Below are 16575 nucleotides of genomic sequence, written 5' to 3'. Positions count from 1 at the left end.
GAATCGGGAATCGGGAATCGGGAATCGGGAATCGGGAATCGGGAATCGGGAATCGGGAATCGGGAATCGGGAATCGGGAATCGGGAATCGGGAATCGGGAATCGGGAATCGGGAATCGGGAATCGGGAATCGGGGGAAGACTGTGGGGAGAGGGGAGAGGGAAGAAGGGTAGTTGTACAAAAGTAGCGATTTTAGCTCCCGTTACCTTGACCAGACCGTAGCCAAACCACTAGATCTTTACCACTACCTAGACATGTAAAAATTTTGAATTTTGAATTTTGAATTTTGAATTCCGCTACATCTTTACCACTAGTTAAACATGTTTGAATTTTGAATTTTGAATTTTGAATTTTGAATTCCAGCTAGTTTATGGCGGCGGTAGTTTCACAACACTAAACCAGAAATCTTCTAGGGCTTCGATAATCTTGTCAAATTCTTTTAAGCTAATTGGTTTTTTAAGATAACAGTTAGCTCCCAAGTCATAGCTTTTTACAATATCTTCCTGAGCATCTGAAGTGGTCAGCATCACAACGGGTATTTGCTTGAGGTTATCATCACCTTTGATATGCTGGAGAATCTCTTGTCCATTCATCCCAGGCAGGTTTAGGTCTAGCAAAATTAAGTCAGGTTGCTGGGAATCAGCATACTCCCCCTCTCTGTACAGGTAAGCCAGGGCTTGAGTACCATCCATAACCACATGGAGGTTAATCGCCAGTTTCGCTTTGTTGAGTGCTTTCCTGGTGAGTTCTATATCTCCAGGATCGTCTTCTATTAGCAGAATTTCAGGGAATTTACTGTACATATCATAGTTATTTGAACTTGGGTTATTTGAAATTGGTTATAATATCGTTTATTATTGATTTTTTATCCACAAACCCATGAGTCATATTTGGCTACCAACTCTGATGAATTGGCAGGGTAAAATAGAATCTTGAGCCAACACCAGACTCGGATTCGACCCAAATATTTCCGCCGTGACACTGGACAATTTTCTGACAAATGGCTAAACCAATCCCGGTACCGGGATACTTGCTCCTACCATGTAGCCGTTGGAATATGGAAAAAATTCGTTCAGCATACTTGCTTGGAATACCAATACCATTATCTCGAACCCCTATTAACCATTGGGATTCCTGCAACTGAGCTTCAATGTGAATCTCAGGAGTTGCCTCGGAACGGAATTTGATGCCATTACTGATTAGATTCTGGAACAATTCCACCATGTGTTGAGGATTAGCTGGGATAGTTGGTAGTGGATCATGGGTGATGACAGCATGATTTTCTTTAATGGTAACACTCAAGTTTTCAAGAACCTGCTCAAGCACTTCAGCTATATCTGTGGGTTCAAAGGTCAGTTCAGACCTACCCAAACGGGAGTAGGCGAGCAGATCTTTAATCAGAGTCTGCATCCGGAAGACACCATCAACAATGTAAGCCATGTATTTGTCTGCTTCGCCATCCAATTTCCCCTGGTACTCTTCCACCAGCAATTCTGTGAAACTCTTGACTTTCCGCAGGGGTTCTTGTAAATCGTGGGAAGCCACATAAGCAAACTGTTCCAGTTCTCGGTTAGAATTCTGTAGTTGCTCAATCGACCTTGAAAATTCTGTATTGGTTATGCGATCGCTAATGTTACAGCTATACCCCAACACAAATTCTACTGAACCATGACTGGCCAACTCTGGTACCAGACAGGATTGATAAAACTGTCGCCCATTCTCTGTGATCCACTGGAATTCAATCCTCTTTTCTTGACCTGTGGCAAACACCTTTTCCATCGCTCTATCCCATAAGTGGATAAAGTCTTCTGGCATCTGGAGGTCATGATGGGTTTTGCCGATTAATTCTGACTGGGCTATCCCAAATGCCTGTGACAAGGCCGGATTAGCATAGACATAACGAAATTCCCGGTCAAATACCGCTATACACTCGGGAGAATTTTCGACTAGGGACTCCAAGAGGTCTTCCCGAGAGCTTAGAAATAGTTTTGCTGGTTTGCGATCGCTTTTTTGAAGGCTCATTCTTTTGGCAGACAAGTCGGAGAAGGAACAATCAATCAAACCTTCTGTGTAGAGACGTTGCAGACCAAGTCTCTACAAACAAGAACGATTTAACCGGAGACGATATCAATTTTAGCTTTGACCTCAGTTATTACTCTACACTGGCAGCAACTGGTTCGCTTCTCAGTTGTGCTCAATCCGATCCTACTGGAATTGATAGTAGCCATTACCCATGACCCGATCCTAGATATGATCATTAGTCAACCGGATTTGATCAGGACTTAGGCACCTCATAAATCAAAGGCTGGAATCGGTGTAATTATTTTAATAAACCGGCTTGGCGGCGTAAGTCCTGTTGATCTTTGATGTCTGTTAAATTATCATGTTTCAAACTACTCGCCGACGCCTTGCTCTGTGGTATACTACGGTCACAGCAGTCTTACTGTTACTATTTGCAACTGGTGTCTATCTTTATGTCCGCCACACCCTGATTGAACGGGTTGATGACACCCTCAAACATGTCGTAGAAGTGGTAGAGCGATCACTGGTGATTCAACCTGTGGATGATGGCGAGAGTCCCTACCAATTCAACATTGAAGCCAGTTTTCGAGACAATAGTGATGGGGTAGAAGATGACCACATTGACCTGGAGTGGTTTAGTCCGAAGGGGGATTTGCTGTGGTCAACCTTCTCAGAACCCTTAACTATTCCGTTAAAGGCCAACACCACTAGGGCAACAGTTCATTTATCAGCAGAGCATCTCCTGCGACAGTTAACCCAACCGGTGCAAATCGAGGATTATATCTTGGGTTATTTACGGGTTAGCCACCCATGGTTTGAAGTCACCAAACCCAGCCACCAACTGATATTTGATCTGACTCTAGGTACAGTGGTGATGATTATCTCTACTGGTGCTATTGGTTGGTTACTATCTGGTATGGCTATGAAGCCAGTACGGGAGTCGTACCAACGGCTCAAACAATTCACTGCTGATGCCTCCCACGAACTCAGAAACCCAATTGCGACGATTCAGACTAACGTGCAAGTTGCTCTGGGGGATCCCGATTTAGCATCTGAGTTGCAACGGCACCAACTCGAAGTGATAGAGCGATTAACCCAGCGCTTAGGAAGACTGGTGAATGACCTGCTGTTTTTGGCTCGTGCTGATAGCGGTATGGTAAAACCCCAGTGGCAATTAGTCCACCTGGATGCTTTGCTGATGGAAGTGATCGAGGAGCAACAGCCGATTGCTACAGAAAAACGCATTTCCCTTTACTTGATTGAAATCCCCAATCCCGATCAGGAAAAGAGCACAGAGTTAACAGAGGGAACAAAGGAGACAGAGCAGACAGAGGAAGAGATGGGGGCTGATCAGGTATTTCTGCCACCCTGCCCTAGTAAAGGGTTCCAAAATCCAACATTGGACGAAGATGCCTTTACCCTTGAGGGGGATTGGAATCAATTGGCACGTTTATTTACCAATCTAGTGAATAACGCTGTCCAATACACACCAGCCTCTACCAAAACTCCAGGGGAAGCATTTATTCAAGTGGAATTACAACAGTTAGAACCTCCCAGCAAACGTAGGGCAAGAAACCTGCAATTCCTGCTTCAAGTCAAGGTAACTGATTCCGGTCAAGGCATCTGTGCATCAGCATTACCTCATATTTTTGATCGCTTTTATCGAGCTGATCCAGCCAGACCCTATGATACAGCAAAAGGAGCAGGGCTAGGTTTAGCGATCGCTAAAACAATAGTTGAGAATCACCACGGTCAAATCGAAGTTGAAAGCACTCTCAACCAAGGGACAACCTTTACAGTTACAATACCCGTTTTTAGAAAAAGCAAGGCTGAAAGCCCTGTCGAAAGCGAGCAGGTATGAAAGCAAAAATATTTTGTATAATCATGTGTCTGCCAAAATTGACAATGCGATCGCGTAGCGCTTCCAAAGGAACATCCCTCTGTAGTCAGAGGTAGTTTCGCGCTATAGTTGAAAATAAGCTCAACTAGCTCCAAAACAGGACATAAAAGACATCACTCAATAAGTGAGGTGGTTATGGTTGCTTCTTATCAGGGAGAATACATGACTCCCGAAGCTTATCTAGACTGGGAGGAAAAGCAAGAACTCAACTATGAATACATCGACGGCGAAGTCTATGCTATGACTGGGGGAACTATTCCCCACGGAACCATTGCTCTGAATCTTGCGACTGCCTTAAAAAGCCATCTACGGGGAGGTTCGTGTCGTCCTTTTATCTTTAGTGTCAAAGTGGGTGTATCAGAAAAAGGACCTTTTCACTACCCGGATGTCATGGTAACCTGCGATCAACGAGACAGCAATCGGCTCAAAGTCATTTATCATCCCTGTCTGATTGCGGAAGTACTCTCTCCCTCCACTGAAGCCTTTGACCGAGGTCGCAAATTTGCTAACTATCGCCGCATCAAAACCTTACAAGAATACCTTTTGATTGATACTCAACAGATCACTATCGAGTGCTTCCGGCGCAATCCACAAGGGAAATGGGAACTCAATCCCTACACAGAAGGAGACGAAATTCACTTGACCAGCATTGATTTTAGTTGTCCCATCTCCTTAATTTATGAGGATGTTACTGTATAGTAGTGAGTGCTTAAGGGCTGATTTTTTAGATAAACGTACTACCAAACCTCAATAATTTGCTCAAACTGGATTAATTAGTAATAATGTTTAGATCCACAATCAGGATTTACAATACTAGCCAACTCCGGGTAAATGATCTATTACCAATCACTAATATCTAAAAATTAATATCTAATATGTAATATCTCAGACTATCATGCTATCATAGCTATTACCTAATACCTAATACCTACTTCTGTGAGAAAGGCATTGAATGTCTCTTGATCAGGCAAAGAGGGCTGAGCCCCAGCCTTAGTAACAGCAAGCGCCCCAGCTGCAGCTCCCCATACTACCGCTTGCCGCAAGGGTAACCCTTTGGCTATTGCCACAGCCATTGCACCATTAAACGCATCTCCAGCCGCCACAGTATCCACAGCATCAACAGAAAAAGCAGGGACGAAGAACGATTCAGAACCAGTGGCACAGAAAACCCCCTGCTCTCCTAAGGTCACAATCACCGTATCCACACTTCGTTGCAACAGTACTTCCGATGCGTTCTTGGCTGACTCTATGGTATCCACAGGAAAATCCACTAGTACAGAGGCTTCCAACTGATTCGGTGTCATAATATTCACCATGCCATACAGTTCCTCTGGCAACTCCTGAGCTGGTGCTGGGTCAAGAATCACTGGACAACCCACTTTCTGAGCTGCCGCTGCTGCTAAGAGCACCACGGACATGGGAATCTCCAACTGCATCAATAAAACAGCGGCTTCTGGCAACAAACTACTGAGGCGTTCCACATCAGTTTCATTAACATGCCCATTAGCACCAGCCAAGAAAATAATGGTATTCTCCCCAGCCTGATCCACGGAAATCACTGCAATCCCAGAACTGACCCCCTCCTCAACCAAAACGCTATCAGTGTCAACACCCGTTACCCCTAGACTGTGGTGTAGCTGAGTTCCAAAATCATCACTACCGATGCGGGCCACCATTTTAGTGGGGATACCCAACCGTGCCACCGCCACAGCTTGATTAGCCCCTTTCCCACCAGGAGCAGTAAAAAATTCATGGCCTTGTAGTGTTTCACCTGGAACTGGTAACCGGGGAGTTTTGGCTACCAAATCCATATTGATACTACCGAAAACAATAACTGGTTTCATAGTTAACAGAATTACAACTTAGCAAGTTTAAAGTTGAAAAGAGTTACAAGGCAAGCAAGTTGAACGTTGAACGTTGAACGTTTTAACCTTCAACATTATAACCTGACCACCTTCAAGATTAATGGTAACAACAACCATAATTGGTTTCCTATTTAATTTAATAGAGTTACCTTAAACAGAGTTACAATTTGTTGAGTAAGGTTAAAATTGAACGTTTTAAACTTAAAAATGACAACCTTTAACCTGAAAAACTGACAAGTTTAAAACCTGCCAACCTCCCCTAATCTAATCCAAATTGCGAACAACATTATAACCTTTCAACCTTAAAATAATGCATTTATAAATCTGGTTTATATGGTTTCAATTCAAGGAGCTTTATCAACTGCTCAATATCGAAATATTCATTCATCATCTGTTGCATACACTCCACCTTAATTGCTTCATGGAGATGTACTTGACCAAAAGAATTGTCAATAATCTCAACAGTAGTGAGGGTGTCTAAATCAACGGAAAGTACTGGAATTTCAAACTCTTCAGCACGTCTGAGAATAACTGATTGAGGCTGAACTTGACCGGTAAGGATTAAACAGTGGGTTGAGGTTTCTAGAGCAGCCATCTGAAGGTCTGGGCGATCGCCTCCGGTCACCACCGCCATATTAACGCCCTTGCGTAGATACTTCAGAGCAGCATTGACATTCATCGCCCCAATGGTCAAGTTTTCCACCATCAAATCCAAACGGTCAGGGCAGCATAGCACATTAGCTTGCAACTGACGTACCAGTTCCCGAACACTAACACTGCGCAACAGATTATTTCTAGGCATCATTCCCAATACTGGGATTCCTTGCCGTTCCAGAAACGGTTTCAATGTTGTTTTTACCCTTGATAGCTTGTTTTGGGGAATATCATTAATTAAAACTCCCAGTAAGCTTTCTCCCAGACGTTGCTTAGCAAATAACAACGCATCTGCTAGTAAAACCGAGTGAAAACGAGCCACCAACAAGACAGCAGCATCAATTGTCTGAGCAACTTTTGGTAATGATAAGTTAAACAGAGTCCCCGCACTCAAGGTTCCTGCTCCTTCCACCAAAATTACATCACTACTTAGTGGTTGGAGATAGTCTTGAAGAGACTGACGGTAATCTGTTGAGTCTTGTCCTCCCAAGCGTTTTTCAATGGTTTGAGCATCCATAAACAGCAAAGGCGATCGCACCATGTTCTCCGGCAACTTAAGTATCTCAGTGATAAACTGGACATCTTCCTCTATCGTTGACCCTTGATTGCTACTCAAAAAGGTACCCAGTGGTTTACAGTAGGCAATCGTTATCCCTTTTGCTTGGAGTTGATCGGCAATTCCCAGGATCGTTGCTGACTTACCGCTGTAAGCTTCTGTTGACCCAATTAGTAAATACTTAGCGGATTTTGACACCCCTTATTTACACTCCTATAACTATAAAACTGGTTGTTTATTCATCAATGCGTAGCAGTTTGCGGTAGAATGCCTTGGAAAAATCCGTTATGCGCGATCGCTTAAAGTTCATAATCACTTCGATTAAGTAATTCACAAACTCAGAATTTTGCATAGTAAGTTCGTAACTGAGATCCGCGTTACCATCAAACTGTAATCGGCAACGAGTTAATTCCGAAGGAAGATTAGATACAAACCAAGTAGCAACGAAGGGAATACTATCACCACCTTCTATGTGGCGACGACCTTCCAAAGACCCTTGTTGGTAGAGGCTAATTGCTATAGGTAAAAGATTCCGTTTATTACCCTGGTAGTAGGGCACATAAATCCCGACAGCTCCTTTGTCGGCAGGCTTAAGTTTTTCGATCGACATGGCTGAATATCACTCAATTGCCGTTGATGGTATTGATGTAACTATTCCTATGGGACAATCTCCGTGATGGAAAACCCATCACGATCAGATGATCAGTCCAGGAAAATAAATATTCTAATACATTACATTGAACTTTCCTATAGGTTAAGCTTATCCCCACAGTTTATAATAGGGGCTTATGTGTTTATAATTAATTGTTAGCTGATAAAAGTTGATTGAGTCTCTAGTCTAGCCTCAACTGGGATTAGCCTTGCAACCTACTGGATAAACCGATTTATACGTAGTAGAACGCTTACCAAACCAACTGTAACGATTATCCCGAATCTGCTCGTAAACCTGATCGCCTACCGACTTCACCCCAGGCATTGCCCGATAAGCGGATACAAAGATATTACCCAATGGCAATAGACGCCCAATCTCTTCAGCGGCATCACTTCCTTGCCATCGGCAATCATCAGAAGAAGCATCGATCAAAATCATACCCATCTCACACTCGAGAGGTGTTACCTGTAATTTGCCGCAAGCTTCTTTATCCTGCATCGGTATGTAATCAAATAGCTTGCCCTGATCCAGATTTTCTAGTAGCTGTACCAGAGTGACACAAAGATTACAATCGCCATCGTAAATAACGTGATATCCCATTCAGCTTCTTTCCTAAATCCTAGTTTATCTGCCCCAAAGTAGCTTATAACCGTATTTAGGACTACTACAGTAGTCCTAAACATTGCGGCTAGTGCCCTGTCAAGTTTGAATTTAAGCTTTCACCAAGCGGTGCGACCCGAAGGCGCGACCAAAGGCCGGGTTCCCCGACCATTGGAAAACGCACAAATAGCGAATTTAATTCGACAACTGTAAGCGCACCGGGCAGGATTTAGGCATGATAGCACGCTTGGATGAAGGGCGCGATCGCACGCTTGGATCAGGTATGAAGACTTTTGAGCTAACACCGTGCCACCTAACATCGTCCCACCATTACCCTCAAAACTAAATTGACAGACTACTAGCTCATAAACATAAATTTTACATTTTGCCAACACAATTACCCACATCAGTATTTGACACTGTAACTAGCTTCCTCAGGTTTTTCGGCAAAATGCAGTAGGGGGAAGTAAACGGTCAAGTTATCTCGGGCAGCGGTGCGACCTGTGGCAAATTAAATTCGACGACTGTAAGCGCACCGGGACGGAATTGCTGGTTTCGGTCGCATAAAAGACAAAATTGAGGCTGATAACTAAATTGAACAGATTATCACAACCATAAACCTAACCTCCCTCACCTATAGTCAGGAGGTCTGATGCAATGATAATACGATGGCGGCAGTTATTGGTTAGAATAGCGATTTGGCTAGCAGCTGAGATCATCCTCAACTTTCTGGGGCTGGACAATCTAGCTGACTACAGCGAGTTCATATACGAGCAGGAGGTTGCCCTATTAAGTCAATACACGCTTCCAGCCATTGAGAGGCTGCCCCATTCCTAGTACACCTTGGTAGATATTTGTAGCCAGTTCCTTTGAAAATGAAGGGATCAGGGGGTGAGGGGGTGAGGGAGTGATCAGCTGTGAGGCATCTACATCTAATTTATAGATCTATATATTTAATTTTATTTTATATATTGAATCGGCAAGGGGGCAGGGAACCAGAGCAGCAGGGCATAGGGTTAATCAGTTTTTCGAGCTTACTCAAAGCTATACAATTTAAATCCGCGACAGCTTAGAACTATATTGATTTTGTGCTTAATAAATCAATATATCATAATGTCTAAGTCCTATTCAACTAATGCCTATTCAAATTACAGGCTTTCCGGCACCCCCATGCCCTTATCCCCCCATCCGTTACATCTGTTAACCCATCCGTTGCCCCATCTCCTGATCACCCTACTGAAATAGGCAAATTAGAGGGTCAGCAGCTTACCGGAATGGCTTAAGCGGGGAGATTTTACCCTTTCTAACTAGCAGCAGTGTCTTCCGCTACATTTCTTTGAGCTATCTTGGATAAGAATTGTAAAAGAACACTTAGCTAGATGCAAAACGACAAAAATTATTTCGGTCAACAAGCTTGACACATGAAACCCCGCATCATTATCTGTGGCTTGGGTCGCACTGGATACAAAATATTCCGCTTACTGAAGCAGCAGGGAGTAGCTGTTGTTGGCATCAGCAACAGAATAATGCCTGGTGACGAAAACAATATTATTATTGGAGACTTGCGGGCTATTTCTACCCTACTTGCAGCTGGACTCGAACATGCCCAAACCCTGGTTCTGGCCTGTAATGACGATGCTCTCAATCTGGCAATCCTGACTCAGGCACGAGTGATTAATCCCCGGATTCGGATCGTTAACCGATTGTTTAATACCAGCCTGGGTACTCGTTTAGATCAGACCCTACCCGATCATGTCAGCATGAGTGTTTCTTCTCTAGCAGCACCGGTATTTGCCTTCGCAGCAATGGGGAATCGAGCCATTGGGCAACTCAAGCTATACAATCAAACCTGGCCGATACACGAAGAAATTATCACCGAAAGCCACCCTTGGATGGGAACACAGTTGAGTGACCTGTGGGATGAGCGATCACGAATGTTGATCTACTACCTACCGATGGACTCGAACTTAGATTTAGTTTCCGCAGTAGCTCAGGGCAAACAGTTACAACCTGGCGATCGCTTAATTATTGGTACTCAGCCTCGGTTTCGTCCTAAACGCCAATCCTGGCTACAGAAACTGCTGAAAGTCTTCACAAACTTACAACAGTTTCAGCATCATGCTCAACCAATGTTAGTAGTGACCCTTTTCCTACTCCTGATAATTTTTACGGCCACATTGACTTATGTGTGTGTCAACTTAGAAACCTCTATTGTTGATGCTCTATATTTTTCTGTGGGTATGATTACCGGTGCTGGTGGTCAAGAAGAAGTAGCAGAAAAGTCCCCGGACACTATTAAGGTATTTACTGCTGTGATGATGTTAGTAGGGGCTGGTGTGATTGGCATTTGCTATGCTCTACTAAACGATTTTGTTTTAGGTACCCGACTCAAACAGTTTTGGGATGCGGCGAGAGTTCCCTACAGAAATCACTATGTTGTATGTGGACTGGGAAATGTAGGAGTCCAAATCCTCTACCAACTTCATGCCCAAGGCCATGAATTGGTGGTGATTGAAAGTAACCCCAACAATCGTTTCCTGAACATTGTTCGTTCTCTAGGTATTGCAGTCATTCACGGAGATGCCAGTTTACCTGCTACACTCACAGCAGCACACATCCAACGAGCAGAAGCCCTTTTAGCAGTTACGAGTGATGATACAGCCAATTTAGAAATTGCTCTAAGTGCCAAAAGTCTAGCTTCTAAATTGTCAGTGGTTGTCCGCAATCAAGACCCCCACTTTTCCCACATGGTACAGCAAGTATTTGAATTTGAAGCAGTATTCTCTCCCACAGAATTAGCCACTCCTTCTTTTGCAGCTGCAGCATTAGGTGGACAAGTGTTAGGCAATGGTATGATTGGTGATACGCTTTGGGTTGCCTTAGCCACTAAGATTACCACCGATCATCCCTTCTGTGGACGCCGTGTTAAAGATGCTGCCAGATCCGCTGACTTTGTGCCACTGTATCTTGAAACGAAGTATCAAACGATTCATGGCTGGGATTTATTGGAAATTAACCTAGCCGCTGGTGATCTTTTGTATCTAACTATGCCAGCAGTTGGTTTAGAGCAATTGTGGCGCACAACACCGCCTCAAATGATGGTGATGTGAGTTAAAAATGGAAGCCATGGGATCTAAATCGAAGCCATGGGATCTAATCTGGAAATTATCGACGATGAAGGATGAATGATAAAACCCTAGCTATAGTCTAAGGTTGATCATTCATCACTCATTATCCATGATTACTCGTGCAGGATTAGGGTAGCTAGAAAATACCGACTAGGACAATGGAAGTGATTAAGAAACCAGCCAATATCAGAAGCATACCAGGTAAGTTTAACCAATGTTTAACTTCCTCTGATTCTTGAGGCCACTCTTTTTGCTGCAGTTGCATTTGCCGAATCACATCGGAAATTGCTTCAGCATCCTTCACATGGTGTAGTGCCTTGGTTTCACCATCAGGGTATTTCACGACAAAGTAAGTGGGAACTTTGATGTGATCCCCTGTAATATCAATCGTATCCACAGCAACCTGCTTCGCTTTTTCCTCAATAGTTTGGGGTTCAGTGGCAATCCTATCCCCTGGGTTAGCTGTTAACTTAACTCCCATTCCCATTGGTGATGCGTAGCTGACCATAGAAACCTCCAGATAGGTCAAAGTCTTTTATCTGGATTTTATTTTACGTAACTTGGAAAACAATTATTCAGCTTAAGAGCGATATTTTATTTATATTATCAATACTTTATATTTTTTAGTAATTTAGTTAAGATTGCAGCGGTTTCCTGTAATCAAATGTAATCTAACAAATGTAATCTAGCAATTTTTTCTTGAAAATCGCCCTGAGTCGGATCGTTCCTGAATCCTGAGTAAAACCTGTTACTGTTCACGAATCCGATCCCATTGCTATAGATTAATAATTAATTTTTTGTTAATTTCCTTAACCCTTAAATTCACCTAGCTTATAGCCCAAAAAGGAACTTACTACTCTAAGTTACTAGTTGTGTATAAATGTTATAAATTGTTATGGATTGTGTTCAAAAAGATAAAATATAAATAGTGATAGATAACTATGTTAAAAAAATGTAAATAAATGATTATTTTTGCTATCCGATGTTAAATTAAGGCGGCAACGATATAGCAATCGAATAAGAGAGCATCTATGGAACTGATTCAACTGTTAACCGAAAACCTGGGAGTGCAAGAGAATCAAGCCCAAGGCGGAGCTGGACTTATTTTCCAACTGGCCAAGGACAAGCTGGGAGATGAGAGTTTTGCCCCAGTACTGCAATCTATTCCAGGAATAAATGATTTGCTCCAAGCAGCACCAAAAAGTGGTGGCATGATGGGAGCCTTGGGAGGATTAGCGGCATCAATGGGTGGTGGCGTTGGACAATTAGGCACTCTAGCTACCCTGGCAGCAGGTTTTTCTCAACTAGGCATGGATAGTGGGATGATTTCCAAATTTCTACCGATAGTCCTCTCTTTCGTTCAAAACCAAGGTGGGGACGAGATCAAAAACCTTTTGGCAAAAGTGTTGAGCTAGAGCGATTGATTGGATGGCTGATATGTGATGGTAATGAGGGATCAACCCAAGACTTGGGTATGTTTTCCCAAAGTCAGGTCATCAAAGAGACATCTCCATAAACTCGGTTTTGACCCAGGCAGTGCAAGGGTTTGAGGTTAATTTTTGGAGATGTCTAAGGGATGAGGGAGAATGTTTTAGGTGGTCACTTAATTTCATCCTTGATGCTTCATCCTTGATGCTTCATCCAGACAAGACACTGGTTCAGCTGATCTTGCATAGTCTGAGCATCAGTATGATACCGGCGTCCATGTCCTGGTAATACCCACTCGAACAAGTAGTTGGTTAACCTCTCCATTGACTTGATTAATTCCTTCCAGGAGTAGAAGCAGTAGCGACGAAAGGCAATCAGTTGCTGAAGTTGATCAGACCAAGCAAGATGGTCACCCGTGAAGAGAAATTTGTTATTGTACAGTAGAACCGTGTGACCTTTGGTGTGACCAGGAACGGGGATAATCAACAGATCCTTGTCTAAGGGATAAGGCTTAGAAGTAGTGAGCTGAATTTCCACATCACGGGTATCAGTGGTAATGTCATCTCTATGCAAAATGCGTTCGCACTGGAAATGCTGTCTGTACTTGTGATGATCTGCCACATCATCCCGATGGGTCAGGAACATGTAACGAATCCCACCCATTGCCTCTAGACGTTTGACTAGTGGTGGTGTAAAGCAAGGAGAATCGATTAAAATATTGCCTTGGGGGCGTTGGATAAGGTAGCTAGCAGCACCGTAGGAGTTTTCTGAATGGTAGCCGCAATGGTAGACATTTTCTGCTACTGGGATGGGGAAACTATGCTGAGCGTCTTTAATGTCTTTAGGTTTCTCAACAGTACCAATAGAAGAGGTGGGACAAGATAATAGGGCTTGAAGAGCTCTCAAGCGTTCTGTATCATTAGCAGGTTGATGATAAACTGCAGACTGGTGATCAGCACGATGAAACACTTCCGGAGTCATCCAACGGCAGGCATCACAATCAATACAGCTGCTATCCACTTGACACTCCCCGGCCTTTAGGCGCGGGGATTCCTAGATCAACGAGCCGCCTTAAACCATGGAGTTCTCATCTTTGACGCCGCCAAAAACAAGACAATACTCAACCGAGAATCCGTTAAGACTAAATTCCTAGTTAATTCACCATAGACCCAGAGGGCAGTTCTCCTTAGGCGTTTAACTACTCTTTGGAAGTGCCTTAAAAAGTCTGTTTCTCTTCCTTTCGTTTGGTTCCGGTGTGCCCCACCGTACCGTTTTTTTTTCAAAGTGTGATTCTTCTGGGTTCACACACCAACTGTTAATTGATGATTGGGTTTTTAAGGAGGAGATTCCCTACCCTCCGGGCATTACTACTTTAAGGTCGATAAGTTACGGGTCTCTCTCCCGGCTCAGCCTACGGTTTTTCAGCCTGTACCCTATATTTTAATTATAACCTGGCGCTAGATAAGCGTCAACTTAAAAGCCGTCCTAGAAGGACGGGGCGCGATTACCCATTTTTTTGGTAAAAGTCACCAGTGATATTTTGAGCGCGGCGTTGGTTGAGATGAGCCATAACTGTCTAACTCTCGTTCGTCATAGGGATTGCGCTTGCTACCAGGGGATATAGCTAATTCAATTGTAGCTAAAGCGCGATTAACCAAAGCGCATTTTTAACCCAACTATGTTTTAACCCAACTTATGTAGGACAATAAGGCAATACCCGAACCTCTTAGCATCTCGTGACTAAATTTCTGTTTGTAACTGACCTTGACAATACTCTAGTAGGGGATGATGAGGCTCTGCTTAAACTGAACCCTCTGCTAAGTCAGCATCGCCAAGAACATGGTACAAGAATCGTTTATGCTACAGGGCGATCCCATAGTTCCTACCACCAGCTGAAAGCCGAGAAGCCACTTCTTGATCCAGATGCTCTGATCACCTCTGTGGGTACAGAAATTTATGATAATGATGGCCAAGATACACCCAATCCAGACTGGTCGTCCAAGTTATCTGAAGGCTGGGATCGGGAAATGATTGTGGAAACGGCTGCCCAATATCCTGACTTAATTCCTCAAGTAGAATCAGAACAACGTCCCTTTAAAGTCAGCTATCACCTGACGGAAGAAGCAGCTTTGAGGGTGCTACCTCAACTGGAATCTCAGCTTCAAGGAAGGGGTCTTAATTTCAAGTTGATCTATAGTGGTGGGAAAGACTTAGACATTCTACCCAGCAATAGCGATAAAGGTCTAGCGGTAGAATTTTTACGGCAACAGTGGGGAATTGAGCCGGAACGGACAGTGGTTTGTGGCGACTCAGGAAATGACATTGCCTTATTTAGCGTTGGCTTTTCCCGAGGAATTATAGTGGGTAACGCCCGACCAGAACTTCGCAAGTGGTACGAAAACAACTCAGCAGATTACCATTACCTGGCTCAAGATCACTGTGCAGGTGGTATAATAGAAGGTTTAAGTTATTTTAGCTTTTTTGTCAGTAATGATCGCCAATAAATAAGAAATAGTTAATAGTTAAAAGTTGCAGGTTAATCGAGTTACAACTTGCAGGTTAGTAGGTTGCAGGTTAATCGAGTTAAAAGTTGCAGGTTGGTAGGTTGCAGGTTAATCGAGTTACAAGTTGCAGGTTAATCGAGTTACAAGTTGTAGGTTAATCGAGTTACAAGTTGTAGGTTAATCGAGTTACAAGTTGTAGGTTAATCGAGTTACAAGTTGTAGGTTAATCGAGTTACAAGTTGCAGGTTGGTAAGTTGCAAGTTATGCTCTCAACTATCCTTCACTATTTTCGTGGTGGAGTACAACCTTAAACCAAGCTTAAACCAACCTTCAACCTTTAACCAACCTTTAAGCAAGCTTCAACCTTAAACCTTCAACCTTAAACCTTAAACCTTAAACCTTAAACCTTCAACTAATGATCAGCTATCTCAAGGGGACAGTAGCTAGCATTCAAAAAAGCACTGGTAATCGGGTCACTCTGATTTTAGATGTCAACTACATTGGCTATGAAATACAAATTACTCGCCGTTTGTCCCAGGAGTTGCCCGTAGCTTTATCGGAAAAAACCGTGCAAATCTTCACCCATTTGCAAATCCGGGAGGAGCAACAGGTGCTATACGGTTTTGCCTCAGCCGCTGAGCGGGATTTGTTTCGTCAATTAGTTAGTGTCAACGGTATTGGTGCTCAATTAGCGATCGCACTACTGGACACCTTGGGATTGCCAAATTTAGTCCAAGCGATTGTTACAGGTAATATTCGTGCCTTATCCAAAACCCCTGGTGTGGGTAGCAAAACTGCTGAACGCATTGCTCTAGAACTGAAAACAAAGTTGGCTCAATGGCATAAGGTATCGGAGGTAGAGTCCCCACTATCTGCTAATGGACTCTCACCAGGGATTCAGGAAGATGTGGAGATGACCCTGTTAGCTTTGGGATATGAAAATGATGAAATCGCTCAAGCACTCCATGCTATTAGTGAGGATACTCAGGTCGCTAAAAGTAAGAATGCGGAAGATTGGATTCGAGAAGCGATCGCTTGGTTGAGTCGCTGATGATATTCCTGATCGTACCCATAAATATAGCGTTTCTAAATATAGCGGTTCCACGAGTGAGCTACATCTGGATCAGCGCTACTAGGGGGAGAGTGGCAATAGGGGGAGGAGATTGAAGAAATTTGGGTTTACCTCATCCCACAACAGAACCGCTATAATCTGACTGAAACCTGAAACCTGCAACCTGCAACCTCCAACCTGCAACCTGCAACCTGC

General features: G+C 43.4%; 16 protein-coding genes and 1 pseudogene. 7 read left to right on the top strand and 10 right to left on the bottom strand.

Annotated features, from left to right (window positions below):
• The 3 genes and pseudogenes from F6K37_RS03955 to F6K37_RS03945 form a co-directional block, all read right to left on the bottom strand.
• Positions 1–180 (bottom strand): annotated as a pseudogene (locus F6K37_RS03955) (GNAT family N-acetyltransferase); the annotation flags it as partial.
• Between the two features lie 187 nt (positions 181–367).
• Positions 368–802, bottom strand: coding sequence for a response regulator (locus F6K37_RS03950; protein ID WP_008191647.1), 435 nt, complete (start codon positions 800–802; stop codon positions 368–370).
• A gap of 91 nt (positions 803–893) precedes the next feature.
• Positions 894–2021 (bottom strand): sensor histidine kinase, encoded by a 1128-nt coding sequence (locus F6K37_RS03945; RefSeq protein WP_287248291.1) that lies wholly within the window; start codon positions 2019–2021, stop codon positions 894–896.
• Between the two features lie 117 nt (positions 2022–2138).
• Here F6K37_RS03945 and F6K37_RS03940 point away from each other — a divergent pair, with 117 nt between their 5' ends.
• The 3 genes from F6K37_RS03940 to F6K37_RS03930 all read left to right on the top strand — a co-directional run bounded on the left by F6K37_RS03940 (position 2139) and on the right by F6K37_RS03930 (position 4620).
• Entirely contained in the window at positions 2139–2285 is a 147-nt protein-coding gene (locus F6K37_RS03940; RefSeq protein WP_008191642.1) for a hypothetical protein, read from the top strand.
• 97 nt (positions 2286–2382) lie between these two features.
• A complete protein-coding gene (locus F6K37_RS03935; RefSeq protein WP_008191640.1) occupies positions 2383–3882 on the top strand; it encodes a sensor histidine kinase in 1500 nt (499 codons plus the stop codon).
• A gap of 174 nt (positions 3883–4056) precedes the next feature.
• Positions 4057–4620: a Uma2 family endonuclease gene (locus tag F6K37_RS03930; protein ID WP_008191638.1), complete on the top strand. Its 564-nt coding sequence runs from the start codon at positions 4057–4059 to the stop codon at positions 4618–4620.
• A gap of 215 nt (positions 4621–4835) precedes the next feature.
• Here F6K37_RS03930 and rbsK read toward each other — a convergent pair whose 3' ends face one another.
• The 4 genes from rbsK to F6K37_RS03910 form a co-directional block, all read right to left on the bottom strand.
• Positions 4836–5765, bottom strand: a complete 930-nt coding sequence (rbsK, locus tag F6K37_RS03925) for a ribokinase (RefSeq protein ID WP_008191635.1) — start codon at positions 5763–5765, stop codon at positions 4836–4838.
• A gap of 337 nt (positions 5766–6102) precedes the next feature.
• A complete protein-coding gene (locus F6K37_RS03920) occupies positions 6103–7194 on the bottom strand; it encodes a phosphotransacetylase family protein (protein WP_287248288.1) in 1092 nt (363 codons plus the stop codon).
• 37 nt (positions 7195–7231) lie between these two features.
• Positions 7232–7606, bottom strand: coding sequence for a type IV pilus biogenesis protein EbsA (ebsA, locus tag F6K37_RS03915; protein ID WP_008191631.1), 375 nt, complete (start codon positions 7604–7606; stop codon positions 7232–7234).
• Between the two features lie 234 nt (positions 7607–7840).
• Positions 7841–8248 carry a thiol-disulfide oxidoreductase DCC family protein gene (locus F6K37_RS03910; RefSeq protein ID WP_008191629.1) on the bottom strand — a complete coding sequence of 136 codons (408 nt, stop codon included), beginning with the start codon at positions 8246–8248 and terminating at the stop codon, positions 7841–7843.
• A 1421-nt stretch (positions 8249–9669) separates the two neighbouring features.
• Between F6K37_RS03910 and F6K37_RS03905 the strand changes: the two genes are divergently transcribed.
• On the top strand, positions 9670–11358 hold the full coding sequence (locus F6K37_RS03905) for a potassium channel family protein (protein WP_008191625.1): 1689 nt from the start codon (positions 9670–9672) through the stop codon (positions 11356–11358).
• A gap of 154 nt (positions 11359–11512) precedes the next feature.
• On the opposite strand, the gene F6K37_RS44470 is transcribed toward F6K37_RS03905, so the two are convergent.
• The gene (locus F6K37_RS44470) at positions 11513–11905 is read right to left on the bottom strand and encodes a hypothetical protein (protein ID WP_353736720.1); all 393 of its coding nucleotides are present in this window, start codon (positions 11903–11905) and stop codon (positions 11513–11515) included.
• 502 nt (positions 11906–12407) lie between these two features.
• Here F6K37_RS44470 and F6K37_RS03895 point away from each other — a divergent pair.
• Positions 12408–12791, top strand: coding sequence for a DUF2780 domain-containing protein (locus F6K37_RS03895; protein WP_008191623.1), 384 nt, complete (start codon positions 12408–12410; stop codon positions 12789–12791).
• A gap of 208 nt (positions 12792–12999) precedes the next feature.
• On the opposite strand, the gene F6K37_RS03890 is transcribed toward F6K37_RS03895, so the two are convergent.
• Together F6K37_RS03890 and F6K37_RS03885 are read right to left on the bottom strand one after the other, a co-directional pair.
• Positions 13000–13824, bottom strand: coding sequence for an MBL fold metallo-hydrolase (locus F6K37_RS03890; RefSeq protein WP_287248284.1), 825 nt, complete (start codon positions 13822–13824; stop codon positions 13000–13002).
• Positions 13825–13862: 38 nt separating this feature from the next.
• On the bottom strand, positions 13863–14087 hold the full coding sequence (locus F6K37_RS03885; RefSeq protein ID WP_131827029.1) for a hypothetical protein: 225 nt from the start codon (positions 14085–14087) through the stop codon (positions 13863–13865).
• A 453-nt stretch (positions 14088–14540) separates the two neighbouring features.
• Here F6K37_RS03885 and F6K37_RS03880 point away from each other — a divergent pair, with 453 nt between their 5' ends.
• On the top strand, positions 14541–15308 hold the full coding sequence (locus tag F6K37_RS03880; RefSeq protein ID WP_287248282.1) for a sucrose-phosphate phosphatase: 768 nt from the start codon (positions 14541–14543) through the stop codon (positions 15306–15308).
• Between the two features lie 415 nt (positions 15309–15723).
• On the top strand, positions 15724–16359 hold the full coding sequence (gene ruvA, locus F6K37_RS03875; RefSeq protein ID WP_008191617.1) for a Holliday junction branch migration protein RuvA: 636 nt from the start codon (positions 15724–15726) through the stop codon (positions 16357–16359).
• Positions 16360–16575: the final 216 nt, after the last annotated feature.

The sequence above is a fragment of the Moorena sp. SIO4E2 genome, assembly GCF_010671945.1.
GTDB lineage: Bacteria > Cyanobacteriota > Cyanobacteriia > Cyanobacteriales > Coleofasciculaceae > Moorena > Moorena producens.
Note: the sequence above shows the minus strand (reverse complement) of the source record. Positions and strands in the feature narration are given on the sequence as shown.